Raw genomic sequence first — 17535 nt, forward strand, 5'->3', positions numbered from 1 at the left:
CAGGGCCCCGACGAACCCCGCACCCTCACCCAACTCAGGGCTGACGTCCTCATCGACGCCCTCACCAGCGCCGGCCCGGAATCCGTTGGTGAGACCAACCCTGAGAGGGCTGCCGGTGATTCTCTTACCCGATCACGGGCCGGGTCACAGGCCGAAGCACCCGGTGAAGGCAACCAGTCGCGGGAGGGCAACCAGTCCGGGGAGGGTAGCCAGTCGTGGGAGGGCAACCAGTCCGGTGAGGGCAACCAGTTTTGGGGTGTGCAGGCGAAGGTTTTCGTGACGGTCCCGGTGTTGACCCTCATGGGTGGGGATGCGCCGGGTGAGTTGGAAGGGTACGGCCCGATCGACCCGGACACTGCCCGGAGGCTCGCTGGGCACGCGCCGTCGTTTACGAGGATCCTCACCCACCCCTTCACGGGGGCCAGGTTGGGTGCTGATGCAACCACGTACCGGGTCCCCAAAGACCTCCAAGATGCTGTGAGAGTCAGAGACGGGACCTGTCGTCATCCGGGGTGTAACCGGTTGGCGGTGTTCTGCGAACTCGACCACACGATCCCCTGGTCTCGGGGCGGGACGACCAGTTACTCAAATCTTGCAGCGCTCTGCAAACGTCACCACATGTTCAAAACAGAGGGATTCTGGCACTACACCCAACCCGAACCAGGGACGATCATCGCGATCTCCCCCGCCGGGGAAACCTACACCACCAAACCCAACCCACCACCAACACCACCACCAGAAACCCCACCACCCTTCTAGGATGAAGTGCTTCTTGATGGCCTTGATCGTTCGTGTCTGCGGCTGAACGGTGAGGTGTGGCGGGTTCGCGACTGTTGATCCTGGGCTGCTGTGGGGATTTCGGACAGCGGAATGAGTGGATTCTTCTACGCTGCCAAGGCTGGCTGTTGATAACCATAGTGGACTTCGTTAGGCCGACGGTATCCGAGCGCGGAATGACGGCGCCGGCTGTTGTAAAACCCCTCGATGTAGCGGATGACATCGCTGCGGGCCTGTGATTTCGTTGCGTAAACGGTCCGGTAGACACGCTCATTCTTCAGTGCTGAGAAGAATGATTCGGCCATGCTGTTGTCCCAGCACACACCCGTGCGTCCCATTGAACCCTGCCGGGATCGGCTGCTGACCCGAATCCTGCCGTTGCTGACTGGGCTGGGGTGCCGGGTACTAGTCGAGGCGCTCAACCTAGGAATCACGCCAATGATTGTGCAGCTGCGGCGGGTGTGGCGACAAGGGCGTCGGAAGCCGCGAAATCTTTGCGCACATCTGGTGGGTGCGACCGCGGTCGACCCGCCAGACGTGCACAAAAGTTTGGAGGTGGATCAGTTTGGCCGCCCGTGCGGCGCAAAGGTTTGGTATTGATTAAGAGCATCCGCCAGAGCTGCTTAAAAGCCCGACACGAAATCGGTTCGGCCACCAAGGGAAAGCGGAACAATTCCTAAGGATTGATATAGTGCACTCAAAGTGCAGTAAGCTGCACTTGTGGACAACAGTACGACTGCTCTTGCGGCGGCAATTGGCCGACGGGTCAAACAGGAGCGGCAGTTTCGCTCGTTAACCCTCGATCAACTGGCGACCACGGCCGGTGTGAGTCGGCGGCTGTTGATCAATGTCGAGCAGGGCGCCGCCAACCCGAGCGTTGGAACGCTGCTGCGAATCAGCGATGCCCTCGGCGTCGGGCTCCCCGCCCTGGTGGAATCGCCCACGCCAAAGCCGGTCACGATCACCCGCAACGGCAAGGGAGCAACTCTCTGGAGTTCCGAGGCGGGTGGCCGCGGAATCCTGGTGGCGGGCACGGAGTCGCCGGACGTCGTCGAACTTTGGGATTGGACAATGACCTCGGGGGACCGCCACGAGAGTGAAGCCCATTCCCTCGGCACCAGGGAACTCCTCCAGGTGCAGCAAGGGTCCATCACTGTGAAGACAGGCGACCAATCGATAGTTCTTGGGCCCGGGGATGCGTTGTCCTTTCCGGGAGACGTCGCCCACTCCTACGCTGCAACAGCTGACGAACCAGCGAGGTTCAGCCTGGCTGTTTTTGAGCCTGGCGTTGGACTGAAGCGTGGGGGTACCCCGTGAACAGGAGGACCGCACTGCAGCACCTGGTGGATTCCAGCCGCGTTGATACGGAGGTATTCGAGCTTCGCCCGGACTACCGCGCCATGATCATCGCCGTCGATGGGCTGGTTCCCGGCCCGAGCGACCAGGGCAGCGAAGCGCTGCTGCAGGCCGCCGAAGCAAGTGCGCGGCGCCTTCTTGACGAAACCCGGGTGGAACAGCTCCCCCATGTCGCTGCCTGGCGCGATGCCTACCGTAGTTTTGGCGCCAAACCGCAGCGCACGCGCAACAGTCTGGAGGGTCTGGTGCGGCGAGCCGTCGTGGGGCTGCCCCGCGTGAACCGCCTGACCGATCTGTATAACGCGATCTCGGTCTTGCACCAGGTCCCGCTGGGCGGCGAGGACCTGGCCGGTTACATCGGAGCACCACGATTGATCCGCGCGACCGGTGACGAGCTGTTCGATACCGCGACCGGAGGGACGGAAACGGTCGAGCACCCGCAACCAGGTGAGGTGGTCTGGTGCGATGACGCCGGTGTGACCTGCCGACGCTGGAACTGGCGTCAGGGCCGGCGGACCCAACTCAGCGATGACACGACGACGGCGCTGTTCATCGTTGACGCGTTAGGGCCAATGACCGACGACGCCCTGCAGCGTGCAGTACATGCTCTCGGCTCCCACCTCGAACAGCTTGGACCGGACGTGCAGCTTGCCAGTCACCTCGTTCGGGCCGAACCGGGTAAGCCATGACTCAAAGAATAGCCATCCCGCCGTGGGGACTGGCGATCACCGCGATGCTCTCCGTGCAGCTGGGCTCCGCCCTGTCAGTGGATCTCCTCGGCGTTGTCGGACCTGCGGGAACAGCCTGGCTCCGCCTGAGCATGGGAGCGCTCATCCTGTTAGCGCTGGTCCGCCCACCGTTACGCTCAATCCACCGTCAGGACGTCCCGACGATCCTCGGTCTCGGGGTCGCAACAGGCGTTATGACCATCGGGTTCCTCACCGCGATCGAACACATCCACCTGGGCACCGCCGTCGCCATCGAGTTCCTCGGGCCGTTGACCGTCGCAGCTGTACGAAGTCATCGCAAACGCGCCTTGGTCTGGCCAGTCGTCGCACTCCTGGGTGTCGTGCTGATGACTCAACCGTGGGACGGCGCGGTCAACCTCACCGGCGTCGGTTTCGCGGCGCTGGCCGCCGGCGGCTGGGCGGCGTACATCCTGCTCACCCAGCGCATCGGGGACCGCTTCACCGGGATCGGCGCGCTCTCCCTGACCATCCCGATCGCGGCGGTGACGGCGGCGATCGTGGGAATCCCACAGGCGGTAGGCCACATCACCCCGGGCGTCCTCGCGGCGTCACTGGGACTGGCGGTACTGCTGCCCGTGCTGCCCTTCGCCCTGGAGATGATCGCATTGCGCCGCATGACCCCGACCGCGTTTGGGACGCTGATGGCGTTGGAACCGGCATTCGGTGTGCTGCTGGGGTTGGTCATCCTCAAACAGCAATTGGGCGTGCTGCAGGTCATCGGGATCGGTCTCGTGGTGCTGGCCGGTGCGGCATCACAACGAGACGGCACCTGCCCGCCGGACGGCAACCGAACCGCTAAACCTCAGCGCCGTTATCGCCGTGATCGCGGGTTTTGGGTAGTCGGAGGATCAGGAAAATCACGGACACCAGAAAAATCGCCAGCACCCCCAGCATCGCGGTGAGAGGCGCAGCCCGCCAGAACATGGCGAGCAACAGCAAGGTAATGGGGCCGCCGACGGCGCCGAACCAGGCCAGGACCAGGAGCGGTTCCCCGGCGCCCAGTGCCGGTGGCTCTGGCGGGTGATACCCCTCGTCCTCGTCGTCGGACTCCTCGGGGGTGTAGTCGCGCGGGCCGCCGGGGGAGCGGCGGGGCTGATTCTCGAACAAGGCCCGAACCCGGTCTTGGTCGGACATCTCCACATCGGCGGTCTGCTCTGACGCTGAATCCAACGCTGGAGCAGTTTCCGCCTCGGGCGCGCTCGGGGTTTGTTCCAGCCGCGACACCAGATCCTGCCATACGGCATCATCGGTGGACTCGTTCGGTTCCTGGCCTCGGGATGTCATGCGCTGCTACCTGCCGTCACGTGCTGGATGAATTGCGCTGAGCGTTCAAAAATCAACTGCGCGTCATGATCCATGGTCGCAACATGGTAGCTGTTCTCCAAACGGACAATCTCCAGGACCGCCGAGCCAATCCGCTGTTGAAGGACCTGGAGGCTGCTCTCCGGCACCACCGGGTCAACTGTGGAGCGAAAGATCAGCGTCGGAGCGGTCACCGACGGCAGCCGCTCCACCGTTTCCTTGAACAATCGGTAAAGCTGGCCTACCGCCGCGACGGGGGTTCGCGCGTAGGCGCCCTCGTCCAACCCTTCCTTCTTGATGTTGTTGGCGATCGCCGGGACCGACTTCATGAAGTACTTCAACAATCCCGCGTAGCGCGCGCGCGGATCTGAGATCGTCAGCCCCGGATTGACGACGACGACGCCCGCCACCGGCTGCAACGCTGCCAACCGCAACGCCAGGGTTCCACCCATCGACAAACCCGCGGCAACGATCACGTCGGTTGACTCTTCCAGCTCCCGGTAGCTCGCCTCATAGCTGGCGTACCAGCGCTGCCACGGAGTGCGGGCGAGTTCCTGCCAGGTGGTGCCGTGCCCGTGGAGGAGGGGAAGCCGCACCGCATACCCCTGATCGGCCAGATACTGGGCCCACGCCAACAGGCTGACAGGGGAACCGGTGAACCCATGGCTCATCACCACGCCGACGCGCGCCCTCTCCCCAAAACCGTCGGAGGAGAAGGCGACGGGGCCAGCACCGGATGTCATAGCACCATCGTGCCACCTGCTACCGATGCCTTACCAGCGGATCCGCGCCTTAGAGTAGTCTCTCAAGGAAAAGCGCGATCCACAGTGGGGTACTCTGCCGTGATCCGTTCGGGTCTAGGAAGGCTGTCAGCGTGTTTTATTGGTTCATGAAGCGGATCATCGTGGGTCCAATTCTGGGTCTCCTGTTCCGGCCGTGGGTAAAAGGGATGGACAACGTCCCGGTGGACGGGCCGGCGGTTCTGGTCAGCAACCACCTCTCCTTCTCCGACTCGATCTTCCTACCCATCGCTGTACCCCGTCCGGTGATTTTCCTGGCCAAGTCCGAATACTTCACAGGCAAAGGGATCAAGGGCAAGCTCACCGCCATGTTTTTCCGACTCTCCAACCAGCTCCCGATGGATCGGTCCGGCGGGGCAGCGTCGTCGAGCTCGTTGAGCGCGGGCGAGGCGGTGCTCAACAGCGGCGGCATCCTAGGGATCTACCCGGAGGGAACGCGCAGCCCTGACGGACGCCTGTACCGGGGGAAAACCGGCGTCGCGAAGCTGGTGCTCGCCACCGGGGTGCCAGTGATTCCGGTGGCCATGATCGGGACCGACAAGGTGCAGCCCATCGGGCGGCGCATCCCCAACATCCGCCGGATCGGGATCATCGTCGGCGAACCCCTCGATTTCACCCGGTACAAAGGGCTGGCCGACGACCGCTTCGTGCAGCGGTCGGTCACCGATGAGATCATGTACGAGCTGATGCGACTCTCCGGTCAGGAATACGTCGATGTGTACGCCAGCAGCGTCAAGGAGAAACTCGCCGCGGCCAAGGCATCCGAAAAAAAGGCTCATGGCAAGACCCGTGACGCGGCCAAGTCCGACGACGCGGGAAAGCCACACGGTGCCGGAAAGCCGACGGATGCCGGAAAGCCCCAGGCCGCCCCGAATCCAACGGGTACCACGAAGCCAAGCGACGGCAACGAAAAGTCGGTACTCAGCAGGCTTTCGAGCCTTCGGCTGCCGGGTTGGCTGACCAGGAAACGCTAGGCCACCTCGGGCAGTCGCCCGCCCAGCGTTCACCGAGCCATTCCCGAAGGTGGCGGGCGGCACAATGTGACGTATTGCCCGGTTGCGTGACGGCCCCGGCGGCGCCTTCGATGCCGACCCATTAGGCTTTACGGGTGACTGACATCTTCGCACCCACCGAATCCTCTGTACTCCCAGCTCAGCAAGCAAGCCTGCAGGCAAACTCAATGCTGGACAACTGGCGTCAGCTGCCCATCTCGCAGCAGCCCACCTGGCAGGACAGCAGCGTATATTCGGCCTCCGTCAAGGAGCTCTCGACCCTCCCCCCGCTCGTTTTCGCCGGAGAGGTCGACGTCCTTCGTGACCGCCTGGCCGCCGCCGCGCAGGGCAAAGCATTCCTGTTACAGGGCGGCGACTGCGCCGAAACCTTCGAAGGCGCTACCGCCGACCGGATCAGCGCGCGGGTGCGGACCATCCTGCAAATGGCAGTGGTCCTGACCTATGGTGCGTCACTGCCCGTCATCAAAATGGGACGAATGGCAGGACAGTTCGCCAAGCCCCGCTCCTCCAACGACGAGACCCGCGACGGTGTCACCTTGCCGGCCTACCGCGGCGACATGGTCAACGGCTACGAGTTCACACCCGAGTCGCGGGGCCATGACGCGTCCCGGATGGTCAAGGCGTACCACACGTCGGCGTCGACGCTGAACCTGATCCGTGCTTTCACCCAGGGCGGCTTCGCTGACTTGCGCCTCGTCCACCACTGGAACAAGGGCTTCACCGCCAACCCTGCCCACTCACGCTACGAGTCGCTGGCCGGTGAGATCGACCGCGCCGTCCGGTTCATGGATGCCTGCGGCACTGACTTCGAGGCGCTTAAGCGGGTGGAGTTTTTCGCCAGCCACGAGGCACTTCTGCTCGACTACGAGCGTGCGCTCACGCGCACCGACTCGCGTACCGGGCTGCCCTACGACACCTCGGCCCACTTCCTGTGGATCGGGGAGCGCACCAGGGACATCGATAGCGCTCACATCGATTTCCTCTCCCGCGTGCGGAACCCGATCGGCGTGAAGCTGGGCCCCGGTACCTCGCCCGACGACGCCCTCGCCCTTATCGACAAGCTGGACCCCAACCGAGAGCCCGGGCGACTCACGTTCATCACCCGCATGGGCGCCGGCAATATCCGCGAGAAGTTGCCCCGACTGGTCCAGAAGGTCACCGACTCAGGTGCCCAGGTGCTGTGGGTATCCGACCCGATGCACGGCAACACAGTCACCTCGCCCAACGGCTACAAGACCCGCAACTTCGACGACGTTATGGACGAGGTCCGCGGCTTCTTCGAAGTCCACAATTCGCTGGGCACCTTCCCGGGCGGCCTGCACGTGGAGATGACCGGCGACGACGTCGCCGAGTGCCTGGGTGGCGCCGATCCCGTGGACCAGGAGGCGTTCCTGGAACGTTACGAATCGGTCTGCGACCCGCGCCTGAACCATATGCAGTCCCTCGAGATGGCGTTCCTCGTTGCTGGGGCGCTCTCCAAGCGATAAGCCATCTGCACAACTGAAGCGAAGCGGAAATCCGCTTCGCTTCAGTTGCGTCTGTAGTCTGTGAACCGGCTACGTGACATCAACCGCTACGTGACATCAACCGCTACGTGACGGTGATCGTGACGGTCGAACCTTCCGGTTGCTCACCGGTTAGATCCTGAGCCGCCACCAGACCAAGAACTGATTCGCCGAAGGTGTAGTCCACCACCACGGTGAATCCCGCAGCCTCGAGCTCGGCCACGGCCGCCTCTTCCCGCTCGGAAAACACGTTGGGCACCTCGATTAGGCGTGGACCCAGAGACAGGGTCAGCCTCACGGTCTCTCCCCGGGTCAGCTGACCACCCGAAGGACTCTGCCCAACGACAGCGCCCGCCGGAATATCAGGATGATTCTCACCCTCCGGGGCGACGGCGGCAACAAGGCCGGTCTCGTCGATGGCCGCGACTGCGTCATCGCGGGGCTGCCCCGTCACCACCGGGACATCCAGCGGCTCGGGGCCCTGCGAAATCACCAGGCTCACCGCTGTGCCCCGCCGAGCCTGCTCTCCGGCGGCGGGCGCCTGGCTGATGACCAGACCGTCCTCCACCACGGCGCTGTACTCGCGCGAAATGTTCCCTACCGCCAATCCATCACCCGCTAACCGTTCGGCAGCGGCGGCCTCACCACGATCAACAACGCTGGGTACCTCGAACAGCTCGGGTCCCTTTGACACAAACAGGTCCACCGACTCGTAGCGGCGGATCTCGGTCTGCGCGGCCGGTTCGCTGCGAATCACCAGTCCTGATTCCACGTCGTCATGGAACTCTTCCTCGGAGCGTGGCGCGTCGAAACCGTTCCGGGCCAGCAGCAGCTCCGCCTGATCCACCGAGCGGTTGACGACGTCGGGCACCGTCGCCAGAGCGCCCGGACCTACGCCGAAGAACCAGCCGACGCCAGCTGCCAGACCGGCAAGGAGCACCAGCAACACCACCAGGATCGCGTTGCGGCGCCCCCGGTGGCCGCGGTGCAGCGACTTTTCGGGCCGTTGGGCAGCTTTCGCCTGCCGCTTCTGGTAGAGCTTGAAGTCCTTGGTTGCCTGTTTGTCACGGACTCGCGGATCCGGTTCGGGCGGCGGCACAGTGTGGGTCTGCGGAAGGTTCCGGATGGCCCGGGTGTGCTGGACGTCGTCGGCAATGACCGAGGTCATCGACTGGTCAGCCCGGATCACTTCGGTGGGTCGGCGCCCACGTGAGGAACTGATGACCTCGGTGGTAGACCCGCCGCCCTCCGTGCCGATCACCTCCGTGCCGTTCATGACCGGGGGGATGACGCCCGGCCGGTTGTCTGCGCTCCCTGCCTCTGCGGTGCCACCGGGCAGTTCAAAGTCCAGTTCCTCGTCGGTCAGGGTGGTGCGGATATGCCTGAGTTCCCCGAGCAGGGCGTTGCCGTTGACCGGACGATCCTCGGGGTCCACCGAGGTGCACCATTGGACCAGCTCGTCAATGTCCGGTGCGAGCCCGGGTACCAGGGTGGAGGGTGCGGGGACCGTCGAATTGGCGTGCTGCAGGGCTACCCGGATCGGGACGTCGCCGGTGAAAGGCTGTTTGCCGGTCAGGAGCTCAAACAGGACAATGCCGGCCGAGTAGATGTCGCTGCGGGCATCAGCACCACCCCCGGTCACCAGTTCGGGGGAGAGGTAGGCGACGGTGCCGATCAGGATTCCGGTGTTGGTGGTTGTGGACACCGCCCGCGCCAGGCCGAAGTCGGCGATCTTGATGCGACCATTGTTGGCCAGGAGAACATTCTCGGGTTTGACGTCCCGGTGTACCAGTCCGACGTCGTGAGCGGCGCCGAGGCCTTCGACTACCGGATCCATCATGGCCAGCGCCAGGCGTGGGGTGAGCCGGCCCTTCTCCCGGAGGAGATCCCGAAGGGTCCTGCCCGGAACATACTCCATCACCAGGTACGCCAGCGAACGCTCGGGGGAGTCCTCTATGCCCTGGTCCAGGACGCCCACCACGTGCGGGTGGGACAGGCGTGCCGCCGACTTCGCTTCACGCTCAAACCGGTCGAGAAAGCTGGCGTCCTCGGCGAGGTGCGGGTAAAGGATTTTCAGGGCGACATCACGATCGAGCCGCTGGTCGGTAGCCCGGTAAACGGTCGACATGCCACCCCGGGCAAGGCGCGACAGGACACGATAGCGCCCGTCTACAATCGAGCCAACCAGTGGGTCATTCTGCCGTTCCTGCACCCCTTGATCCTAAGTGCAGACGTGAAGAGGGGCGGAACCGACACCCGATTCCGCCCCTCTTCGCTGGCCGTTCCCGGCGTTACTACCGGAACGTTGCCTGATGTGCAGTGATCGCCGCGACGTAATCCTTGGTATCGCTGAACATCCCGTGGGTGGTCACCGAATACTGGCCCTGATAGTAGGAAGCGATGGCTTCGTCGAGGTTGTCACTGGTGCGGATCAGTGACTGCAGGATGGCTACCCCGGCGGTGGCGTTGTCGTAGGGATCCAGCAGATTCAGCTGTCGACCTACCAGATCGGAAGCCCATTCGCCCGACATGGGGATGACCTGCATGGCGCCGATGGCGTTGGCGGGTGACACGGCACGCTGGTTGAAGCCTGACTCCTGAAAGGAAACCGCGAGGGCAAGGCTCGGGTCAACGCCCATGGAGCGAGCCGTGTCAGCAACGATCGACTTCATGGCGTCGTTGCCGGGGACCGGGAGCGAGTTCAGGATGTGCTTGTTGCGGTTCGCTTCCGACACCACATGCCGCGGATAGGTGTAGTGCAGGAAGGTGGACGGCACCAGGTCGGCCGGAGCTTCGTCAGCAACGGCTGGCGCGGATTCGGCAGCCGGTGCCGCCTTGCCGGGAAGGGTCAGCTTCGCGCCGGGGTGAATCATTGTTGTTGCGGTGAGGTTGTTGGCCTTCAGAAGGGCACTGAGACTCACGCCGTTGTTGGCGGCGATGGCGCCGAGCGTGTCGCCGCCCTTGATGGTGTAGGAACCGCCGTTGGACGCTGGCGCCGCGGGCTTGGGCGCTGCCGGGGTGATCTCCGTGGATGCTACGGAGACGTCTGCTGACCCGCCCAGTTGGATCTTCTGGCCGGGGTGAATGATCGAGGTCATCGACAGGGAATTGGCCTTCAATACAGTCCCAAGGCTTACGCCGTTGTTGGCGGCGATGGCGCTGAGTGTGTCGCCAGCCTTGACCGTGTAGGAAGAGCCGTAGGACTGCTGCGTGTCGTTGGCAGGCTCGGCCGTGGTCTCGCTGGCGGGAGCGCCGGCGAGCTTGATCTTCTGACCCGGGTAGATGATCGAGCTGACGCTTAGGTCGTTGGCCTTGAGGACGGCGCCGGTTCCCAGTCCGTGTTTCATCGCGATGCCGGTGATGGTGTCGCCCGCCTGGACCGTGTAGGTCTTCGGCGCGCTCTGGGCTGGTGCCAGGAAGGTCGGGATCCGGGCTGCGACCGTGCTGGCCGGGATGGTCAGTCCGGCAGGAACGGTCGCCGCTGGAGCGAGCCGGGGGGTGTGAAGCGGTTTTGCTGCCACCGGTGCGGCGGCTGCTGGCTGTGCCAGTGCGACGGCGGAGAGCAGTACTGCGGGAATGGCGGCGGTGGATACCGCAATGGTGAAGCGGCTGGGCAGGCGGGTGCCGTGGGCACGGGCCTGGGATCCGAACAGCGGCGGTGACGAACGCTGGGCAGTCATGGTCTAAATCCTCATCTATGGTCAACGGAACGGGCCGCGCCGATGGCCGAATGGAGACCCGACGGGCGATACCGTCGGGGACCTCTTTCAAAAACATCTGATGGTGCGCGAGAGTCTGATGTTGTTACTGTTGCTGGTGTGACTCCTGTGAATCTACACTAAAAGCCACTTAGCACAACAGTTACTTGGCACCCCGCTGATATTGCATCGGCGTGTCGCCTGGTGGAGTGGAGAGAGGGGCCCACTTCTGGCACCCTTAGGGGGTGAATGAACTAGAAGAACTTGTGCCCGCCTGGTTGAACCTCCCGGAGGTGGCACTGGAATTGGAAGTGCCCATCACCAAGGTGCACGGCCTGCTCGACGAGAAGTCGCTGATTGCCCTTCGCAGTACCGAACGCAATGTCAGGAGTGTTCCGGCGGAGTTCATCTTCGAGGGCGACGTGGTGGACAGCCTGAAGGGAACCATCATCGTCCTGGCCGATTCAGGCTTCAGTGACGAAGACATTGTCAGGTGGCTATTCACTCCTGATGAATCTCTCCCGGGCCGCCCCATCGATGCTCTCCGCGAGGGTCGGAAAACCGAGATTCGGCGCCGAGCCCAGGCCGCAGCCTGGTAATAGGCACTCCAGTTCAGTGACCTTTACCGATCATCTTGCCCTCAGGCTGACCGGCTGACCGCCGCTGTCGCTAGTCCGGCAAGGGCCGATCGACATACATCATCGAGGTTCAGGCGCCCCAGCGCCCGGGCAGCCGCCTCAGCATGCCGGGCGATCAGGGCTTCAACGGCCTGCAGCGCTCCCGATGAAGAGATGGTGTCCCGGAGACGGGCGACGTCGTCGTCGTCGAGATCTGCCTGTCCCAGCCTGCCGTTGAGCAGTGTCCTGTCTGCGGGGCTCCCACCCTGGAGCGCCTGGGCAATCAGGAGGGTGCGTTTGCCCTCTCGCAGGTCATCCCCGGCAGGTTTGCCTGTCACAGTGGGGTCGCCAAAGACGCCGAGTACATCATCGCGGAGCTGGAAGGCTTCGCCCAGAGGCAGCGAGAAGGCTGAGTAGCCGCCCAATAGCGGGGCGTCGGCGCCAGCCAGAGCGCCGCCCAGTCCCAGCGGATGCTCGACCGAATACTTGGCTGATTTGAACCGGATTATCTGCTGGGCACGTTCGGCGGCCTCGGCTGGCGTCCGGCCAGGCCCCACTGCTTCCTCCAGCAGATCAAGATACTGGCCAGCCATCACCTCGGTGCGCATCCTGTTGAAGATCGTCCGGGCACGGGTTCCTGAGGCGGCGCCTGCCCCGATGTCCGAGAACTGCTCCTCGCTAAAGGAGAGGCACATGTCGCCGGTCAACACGGCGGCGGAAACGCCAAACCGGTCGGGGCTGAGATGCCACCGGTTTCGCTCGTGCAGCGCACCAAACTGCCGATGCACGCTGGGGGAGCCCCGCCGGGTGTCGGAGCGGTCAATGACGTCGTCGTGGATCAGTGCCGCTGCCTGGAAAAGTTCCAGCGCAACGCCGGCCAGGATCGGCTCGCTGGCTCCGGCTTGCCCGCCCGCCCCCCTGAAGCCCCAATAGCAGAGCAAGGCGCGCAGTCTCTTACCGCCTGCGGTCAACCGGGTGATGGCGGCGGCGGGCTCCAGCGCATCCTCGGTAATCCCACCCAGAATGGCCCGCTGGCGGGCGAGGAACAGATCAAGCCCGTTCGTCACATCCGCCCGGTACGCTGTTTGCTCGCGCGCTACCAGGTGGTCAACAGTGCCATCGTCGACGAACTGGTTCTGGTCGGTCATGGGCTCTCCTCGAAGGGCGGACGGCAGTCCACGTGGGGCGCGCCGGGCATTCCGCCGGCCAGGGTGATCTGTTGGCTGTCCTATCCTACTAACTGGCTACGATTGGATGGTGACTGTTGGGCCCAGGGCAAATCTTCCGCACGCGGAGTGCACAATCCTCCACGTGGACATGGATGCCTTCTATGTGGCCGTCGAGTTGTTGGACCGACCTGACCTGATCGGCACACCGGTCATTGTTGGATCACCGAGCGGGCGCTCAGTTGTCCTCTCCGCCTCCTATGAGGCGCGACGATTCGGGGTGCGATCGGCGATGCCGATGTCGACGGCGATGAGACTGTGCCCCCAGGGGGTGGTGCTCGAACCCCACCACGACAAGTATTCGTTAGTCTCACGCGATGTGATGTCGATCTTCGGAACCATCACCCCTTTGGTCGAACAACTCAGCGTCGACGAAGCGTTCCTCGACATTGCAGGGTCCATGCGCCGACTCGGCGGGCCACGTGACATCGGTGAACTGATCCGAGCCACCATCCGCCGGGAACTGGGAATCACCGCGAGCGTCGGCGCGGCGACCACCAAGTTTGTTGCCAAAATCGCATCGACCCGATCCAAACCCAACGGCCTGCTGGTGATCCCGGGCGAGGAAACGGTCGCCTACCTGCATACCCTCCCGGTGTCGGCCCTGTGGGGGGTGGGCGCCAAAACGCAGGAGGTGCTGGCACGGCTGGGAATCCGGACTGTTGAAGACCTCGCACAGACCCCCGTGTCCTCCCTGCGCAAGCTCTTGGGTGTGACCGGGCAACATGTCTACGATCTTGCCTGGGGAAGGGATCCGCGGACCGTGACTGTCACCCGTCAGGAAAAAACCCTTGGGGCGGAGGAGACCTTTGCCGAAGATGTCAACGACAATTCAATCCTGCACACCGAAATGCTCAGGCTGTCCCACCGGACCGCGGCCCGGCTACGATCGGCGCAGTTGCAGTGCGGTGGCGTGGCGATCAAGCTACGGTACGCGGATTTCTCGACACTCACGAGGACCAAGAGGCTCAGCGAACCCACCGATAGTGCCAATGCCATCTATGCTGCGGCTACCTCTCTGTTGGCGTCCCTGGGGGAGCGGCCGATGAGCGTTCGGCTGGTGGGGGTGCGCGCTGATCAATTGGAACCATCCGCCGGATTGGGCCATCAACTCACCATCGACCGCCGGGACGAGAATTGGCGCCTCGCGGAGTCCGCACTTGATCAGGTCAACCGGAGGTTCGGCAAGTCCGCCATCCAGCCAGCTCAACTCTTCCGGCGCCCCCCGGATACGGCGCCCTGACCCGGCGCCCTGTGTCTTCAGCAGTGGTGAATTCGGGCTGGGAGGCCCGTGGCTTTCCCTTGCGGGCATTGCGCTCTATCCTTAGAGCGAAGGCTAATTTCAACCAGTAATGCGGGTAGATTCAGGCCCCCTACGCCGAGCAGAACGTGGCAGGGAACCGGATGCGTCAGGTGGTCGTTGGTTGGGGTGAGGGACCAGGAATTATTATTAGCATGGAGGCAGTGATGGCACTCTCGGAACACGAACAGAGGTTGCTTGATCAGCTGGAGCAGCAGCTTCACGCCGACGATCCAAAGTTCGCCAGCTCGATGGCATCGAGCACCCCGCGATCTCTTTCAACGCGCCGCATTGTCATCGGCGCACTGATGGCTGTGGCGGGTATCCTGGTGCTCCTGCTCGGCGTCGCGAACCAGATAATTCTTGTTGGTGTGGCAGGTTTCCTGATCATGGGTGCAGGGGTATATTACGCCACCACCCGACCCAAGGGGAGCGAATCGGCACCCATGCCGCGAGGAACAACCAAGGCCGCTCCGGTCAATCGAGGTGGCGGCTTTTTGAGTACGCTCGAGGAAAAATGGGATGAGCGAAAGAGGGACCAGCCCTAGCCCCACCAGCTCGCAGCCCTCCCCGGGGCCTCCACTTCCATCCACTTCGCCCAAAACTTCAGTTGAACCCCCGCCGATAGACCCGCATAGTCGGGTCTATCGGCATTTAACGGCCATTTCCCGTCCGGTCGGGGCGATCCAGCACGCGGCGGCGCCCCCGGGCCGTCGAAACCCTCCACTTCGCACCACCTCGCCCCAGTCGCGCCAGTACAGGAAACTGCCAGGAAATTGATCGGTTCGAAAGCCCAAAATGGATTGACGGGGGAGGGATGTGGAGTAAAGTGGTGGTTATAAGAGTGTAGTGGTACCGCAAGGTGCTTTCCGGACTGGATGGGCGGTGGCAGATGTTCCTCGGAACTCATCTGCCGCGTCTCGACGAGAAGGGCAGGTTGATCCTCCCAGCGAAATTCCGGGAGGAACTTTCCGATGGGCTGGTGCTCACCAGGGGCCAGGAACGGTGCATCTACGTCTTTAGCCAGCGCGAGTTCGAACGGCTTCACGAACAGATGCGGGCCGCACCGCTGTCATCACGGCAATCCCGTGATTACAGCAGGGTGTTTTTGTCAGGGGCTTCCGACGAGATCCCCGACAAGCAGGGGCGAATCACCATTCCCCAGGCGCTTCGGACCTACGCGGGACTGGATCGGGAACTTGCAGTGATTGGTGCGGGTAGCCGCGCCGAGATCTGGGACGCCTCAGCCTGGAACACCTATCTCGCCGAGAAGGAGAACGTGTTCTCAGAAACGGACGAGGAAGCACTCCCCGGATTCTTCTAGGACTATCACGCATTACCCGCACCGCAGTAGGACGGCTTCTTGAACGAGATCTCCAGCCGCCCGGCGCCCGTTCCACCTGGATCACCTTCCCCGGACCCAGGCGGACACAGCGCCTGGGTCGGATGGGGATCTGGCTCAAGAAACCAGAAACGCCGACAGACCCACAACAACACCGAGAAAGGAGCGAATGGATGAGCGACGATCGCCGTACCGGTGAACGACACGTCCCGGTATTGCGTGAACGCTGCACCTCGCTCCTCGAGCCGGCACTCCTTGCCGCCGTTGCTGCAGGCCGCACCCCGGTAGTCGTCGACGCAACGCTGGGCATGGGCGGCCACTCCGAATTCCTCCTCGAACGTTTCCCGCAGGCCCATCTGGTCGGGATTGACCGGGACCTGCAAGCCATCGGACTGGCAGGGGAGCGCCTCGCAGCCTTCGCGGACCGCACCGACCTGGTTCACGCCGTCTATGACGATATCCCCGAGGTGCTAGATGACCTGGGGATCGACCTCATCGACGGCGTGCTGTTCGACCTCGGGGTGTCATCACTTCAGCTCGACGAACGTGACCGCGGCTTCGCCTACTCCTATGACGCCCCATTGGACATGCGGATGGACACCAGCACAGGACAGACAGCGGCCGACGTCGTCAACGGGTACCCGGAGGCCGAACTCCTGAAAATTATCCGCTCCTGGGGGGAGGAAAAGTTCGCTGGCAGGATCTCCTCAGCCATCGTCACTGCCCGCCGGGACACGCCCTTCACCTCGACCGGTCAGCTGGTCGACGTCATTCGGGCGGTGGTTCCCGCAGCGGCGGCACGGACGGGTGGCCATCCAGCCAAACGGACCTTCCAGGCGTTGCGGATCGAAGTCAACGAAGAACTCACCGTGCTGGAACGAGCCATTCCCGCCGCCCTCGAGTCCCTGAATGTTGGCGGCCGGGCCGTCGCCATGTCGTACCACTCGCTGGAAGACAAGATCGTCAAGGCTGCCTTCACCGCCGGAACGCGGTCCTCAGCTCCCGTCGGCTTCCCGGTGGAGCTTGAGGAGCACAAACCGTACCTCAAATCACTCACCCGGGGCACTGAAGCCCCCACTGAGCAGGAAATCGAAGAAAACCCGCGGGCGGCCTCGGCCAAACTGCGGGCCGTTGAACGAATCAAAAAGGTGTCCCGAAACACCAGAGACAGGAATGCATCATGAGCCAGCAACTCGCTGAATCCTACGCGCCGCTGGCTACCCCCCGAACGGGCGGTGCATCCTCCCAGCAGATCAGAACCCCGCTCTCCCTCGTGCCTGCCGGCCCGGCCCGGCGCCGTATCCCCTTCGCCGTCTTCAGCATGATCGCCCTCGTCGGAGCACTGGTAACCGTGTTGATGCTCAACATCTCGGTGTCCAGCAGCCAGTATGAGCTCGTTGAACTGCGCAACCAGCAGATTGCCCTGAGCCAGGAAAATCAGGCGCTGACCCAGCAGATGGAAGACCTGCAGGCACCACAGAATCTTGCCGCCGAAGCCAGGGAACTCGGCATGGTGGCTTCCCCGGGATTTGGATCCATTGATGTAGATTCGATGAAAATCGCCGGAGTACCAGAAGCTGCAACGAAGGGGGGCGAGCCGTTGGCCCTCATCGCTGCGCCCGACGTTTTCACCGCCACCGCGGCTGCTCCACCAGCCGAAGCTCCGACGGTCGAGACGGCAGCCGAGGACGCCGCTGCAGAGGAAGGGCCGGCAGAAGTTGTGGAGCCCATCAGCCCTGCGGAGCAGCCACAGGCCATCGAACTCAACGGCGGATCGATCCCAGCACCACAGCAAGGCACCGGCGGGTAACGCACCTGGTCAACGATTACCGAAGAGACACCAAAGGACA

Annotated in this window: 17 protein-coding genes and 1 pseudogene; 12 read left to right on the plus strand and 6 right to left on the minus strand. The window is 63.4% G+C overall.

From position 1 onward, the window contains the following. Nucleotides 1-759, plus strand: a 759-nt coding sequence (locus tag ACX80G_RS16435) for an HNH endonuclease (protein ID WP_459309037.1), incomplete at its 5' end; no start/stop codon positions are given. Between the two features lie 125 nt (nt 760-884). Here the strand turns inward: ACX80G_RS16435 and ACX80G_RS16440 are convergent. Further along, nucleotides 885-1121: pseudogene (locus ACX80G_RS16440) on the minus strand (integrase core domain-containing protein); the annotation flags it as partial. A gap of 376 nt (nt 1122-1497) precedes the next feature. On the opposite strand from ACX80G_RS16440, the gene ACX80G_RS16445 reads away from it, so the two are divergent. From ACX80G_RS16445 to ACX80G_RS16455, 3 genes are read left to right on the plus strand one after another with little or no spacing between them, the layout of a single operon-like run. Continuing rightward, the gene (locus tag ACX80G_RS16445; protein ID WP_459309039.1) at nt 1498-2094 is read left to right on the plus strand and encodes a helix-turn-helix domain-containing protein; all 597 of its coding nucleotides are present in this window, start codon (nt 1498-1500) and stop codon (nt 2092-2094) included. Then, a complete protein-coding gene (locus ACX80G_RS16450; RefSeq protein WP_459309041.1) occupies nt 2091-2822 on the plus strand; it encodes a B3/B4 domain-containing protein in 732 nt (243 codons plus the stop codon). Before ACX80G_RS16445 ends, ACX80G_RS16450 begins: the two co-directional genes overlap by 4 nt. After that, complete coding sequence (locus ACX80G_RS16455; RefSeq protein ID WP_459309043.1) at nt 2819-3784, plus strand: EamA family transporter; 966 nt, start codon at nt 2819-2821, stop codon at nt 3782-3784. The genes ACX80G_RS16450 and ACX80G_RS16455 overlap by 4 nt, the downstream gene beginning before the upstream one ends. Here ACX80G_RS16455 and ACX80G_RS16460 read toward each other — a convergent pair. Both ACX80G_RS16460 and ACX80G_RS16465 read right to left on the minus strand, forming a co-directional pair. Further along, nucleotides 3678-4166, minus strand: coding sequence for a nucleotide exchange factor GrpE (locus tag ACX80G_RS16460; RefSeq protein WP_459309045.1), 489 nt, complete (start codon nt 4164-4166; stop codon nt 3678-3680). The two genes, ACX80G_RS16455 and ACX80G_RS16460, sit on opposite strands and share 107 nt — an antisense overlap. Then, nucleotides 4163-4927, minus strand: coding sequence for an alpha/beta hydrolase (locus tag ACX80G_RS16465; protein WP_459309047.1), 765 nt, complete (start codon nt 4925-4927; stop codon nt 4163-4165). Before ACX80G_RS16465 ends, ACX80G_RS16460 begins: the two co-directional genes overlap by 4 nt. Nucleotides 4928-5058: 131 nt before the next feature. Between ACX80G_RS16465 and ACX80G_RS16470 the strand changes: the two genes are divergently transcribed. Together ACX80G_RS16470 and ACX80G_RS16475 are read left to right on the plus strand one after the other, a co-directional pair. Next, nucleotides 5059-5958 (plus strand): lysophospholipid acyltransferase family protein, encoded by a 900-nt coding sequence (locus ACX80G_RS16470; RefSeq protein ID WP_459309049.1) that lies wholly within the window; start codon nt 5059-5061, stop codon nt 5956-5958. A 206-nt stretch (nt 5959-6164) separates the two neighbouring features. Beyond that, complete coding sequence (locus tag ACX80G_RS16475) at nt 6165-7484, plus strand: class II 3-deoxy-7-phosphoheptulonate synthase (RefSeq protein ID WP_459309099.1); 1320 nt, start codon at nt 6165-6167, stop codon at nt 7482-7484. A gap of 103 nt (nt 7485-7587) precedes the next feature. Here ACX80G_RS16475 and ACX80G_RS16480 read toward each other — a convergent pair whose 3' ends face one another. Both ACX80G_RS16480 and ACX80G_RS16485 read right to left on the minus strand, forming a co-directional pair. Beyond that, complete coding sequence (locus tag ACX80G_RS16480; protein ID WP_459309050.1) at nt 7588-9714, minus strand: protein kinase domain-containing protein; 2127 nt, start codon at nt 9712-9714, stop codon at nt 7588-7590. 82 nt (nt 9715-9796) lie between these two features. Further along, entirely contained in the window at nt 9797-11182 is a 1386-nt protein-coding gene (locus ACX80G_RS16485) for a lytic transglycosylase (protein ID WP_459309052.1), read from the minus strand. A gap of 263 nt (nt 11183-11445) precedes the next feature. Here ACX80G_RS16485 and ACX80G_RS16490 point away from each other — a divergent pair, with 263 nt between their 5' ends. Beyond that, on the plus strand, nt 11446-11799 hold the full coding sequence (locus ACX80G_RS16490) for an Rv2175c family DNA-binding protein (RefSeq protein ID WP_459309053.1): 354 nt from the start codon (nt 11446-11448) through the stop codon (nt 11797-11799). A 41-nt stretch (nt 11800-11840) separates the two neighbouring features. On the opposite strand, the gene ACX80G_RS16495 is transcribed toward ACX80G_RS16490, so the two are convergent. Continuing rightward, nucleotides 11841-12965, minus strand: a complete 1125-nt coding sequence (locus ACX80G_RS16495; RefSeq protein WP_459309055.1) for a polyprenyl synthetase family protein — start codon at nt 12963-12965, stop codon at nt 11841-11843. Nucleotides 12966-13071: 106 nt separating this feature from the next. On the opposite strand from ACX80G_RS16495, the gene dinB reads away from it, so the two are divergent. The 5 genes from dinB to ftsL all read left to right on the plus strand — a co-directional run bounded on the left by dinB (nt 13072) and on the right by ftsL (nt 17495). Next, nucleotides 13072-14286: a DNA polymerase IV gene (gene dinB / locus ACX80G_RS16500; RefSeq protein WP_459309056.1), complete on the plus strand. Its 1215-nt coding sequence runs from the start codon at nt 13072-13074 to the stop codon at nt 14284-14286. 224 nt (nt 14287-14510) lie between these two features. Continuing rightward, nucleotides 14511-14891, plus strand: coding sequence for an SCO2097 family morphological protein (locus ACX80G_RS16505; protein WP_459309100.1), 381 nt, complete (start codon nt 14511-14513; stop codon nt 14889-14891). 344 nt (nt 14892-15235) lie between these two features. Further along, complete coding sequence (gene mraZ / locus ACX80G_RS16510; protein WP_459309102.1) at nt 15236-15667, plus strand: division/cell wall cluster transcriptional repressor MraZ; 432 nt, start codon at nt 15236-15238, stop codon at nt 15665-15667. Nucleotides 15668-15858: 191 nt separating this feature from the next. Then, nucleotides 15859-16869 (plus strand): 16S rRNA (cytosine(1402)-N(4))-methyltransferase RsmH, encoded by a 1011-nt coding sequence (gene rsmH / locus ACX80G_RS16515; protein WP_459309057.1) that lies wholly within the window; start codon nt 15859-15861, stop codon nt 16867-16869. Beyond that, nucleotides 16866-17495, plus strand: a complete 630-nt coding sequence (gene ftsL / locus ACX80G_RS16520) for a cell division protein FtsL (RefSeq protein WP_459309058.1) — start codon at nt 16866-16868, stop codon at nt 17493-17495. The genes rsmH and ftsL overlap by 4 nt, the downstream gene beginning before the upstream one ends. Nucleotides 17496-17535 lie beyond the last annotated feature (40 nt).

The organism is Arthrobacter glycogeni (assembly GCF_054510815.1).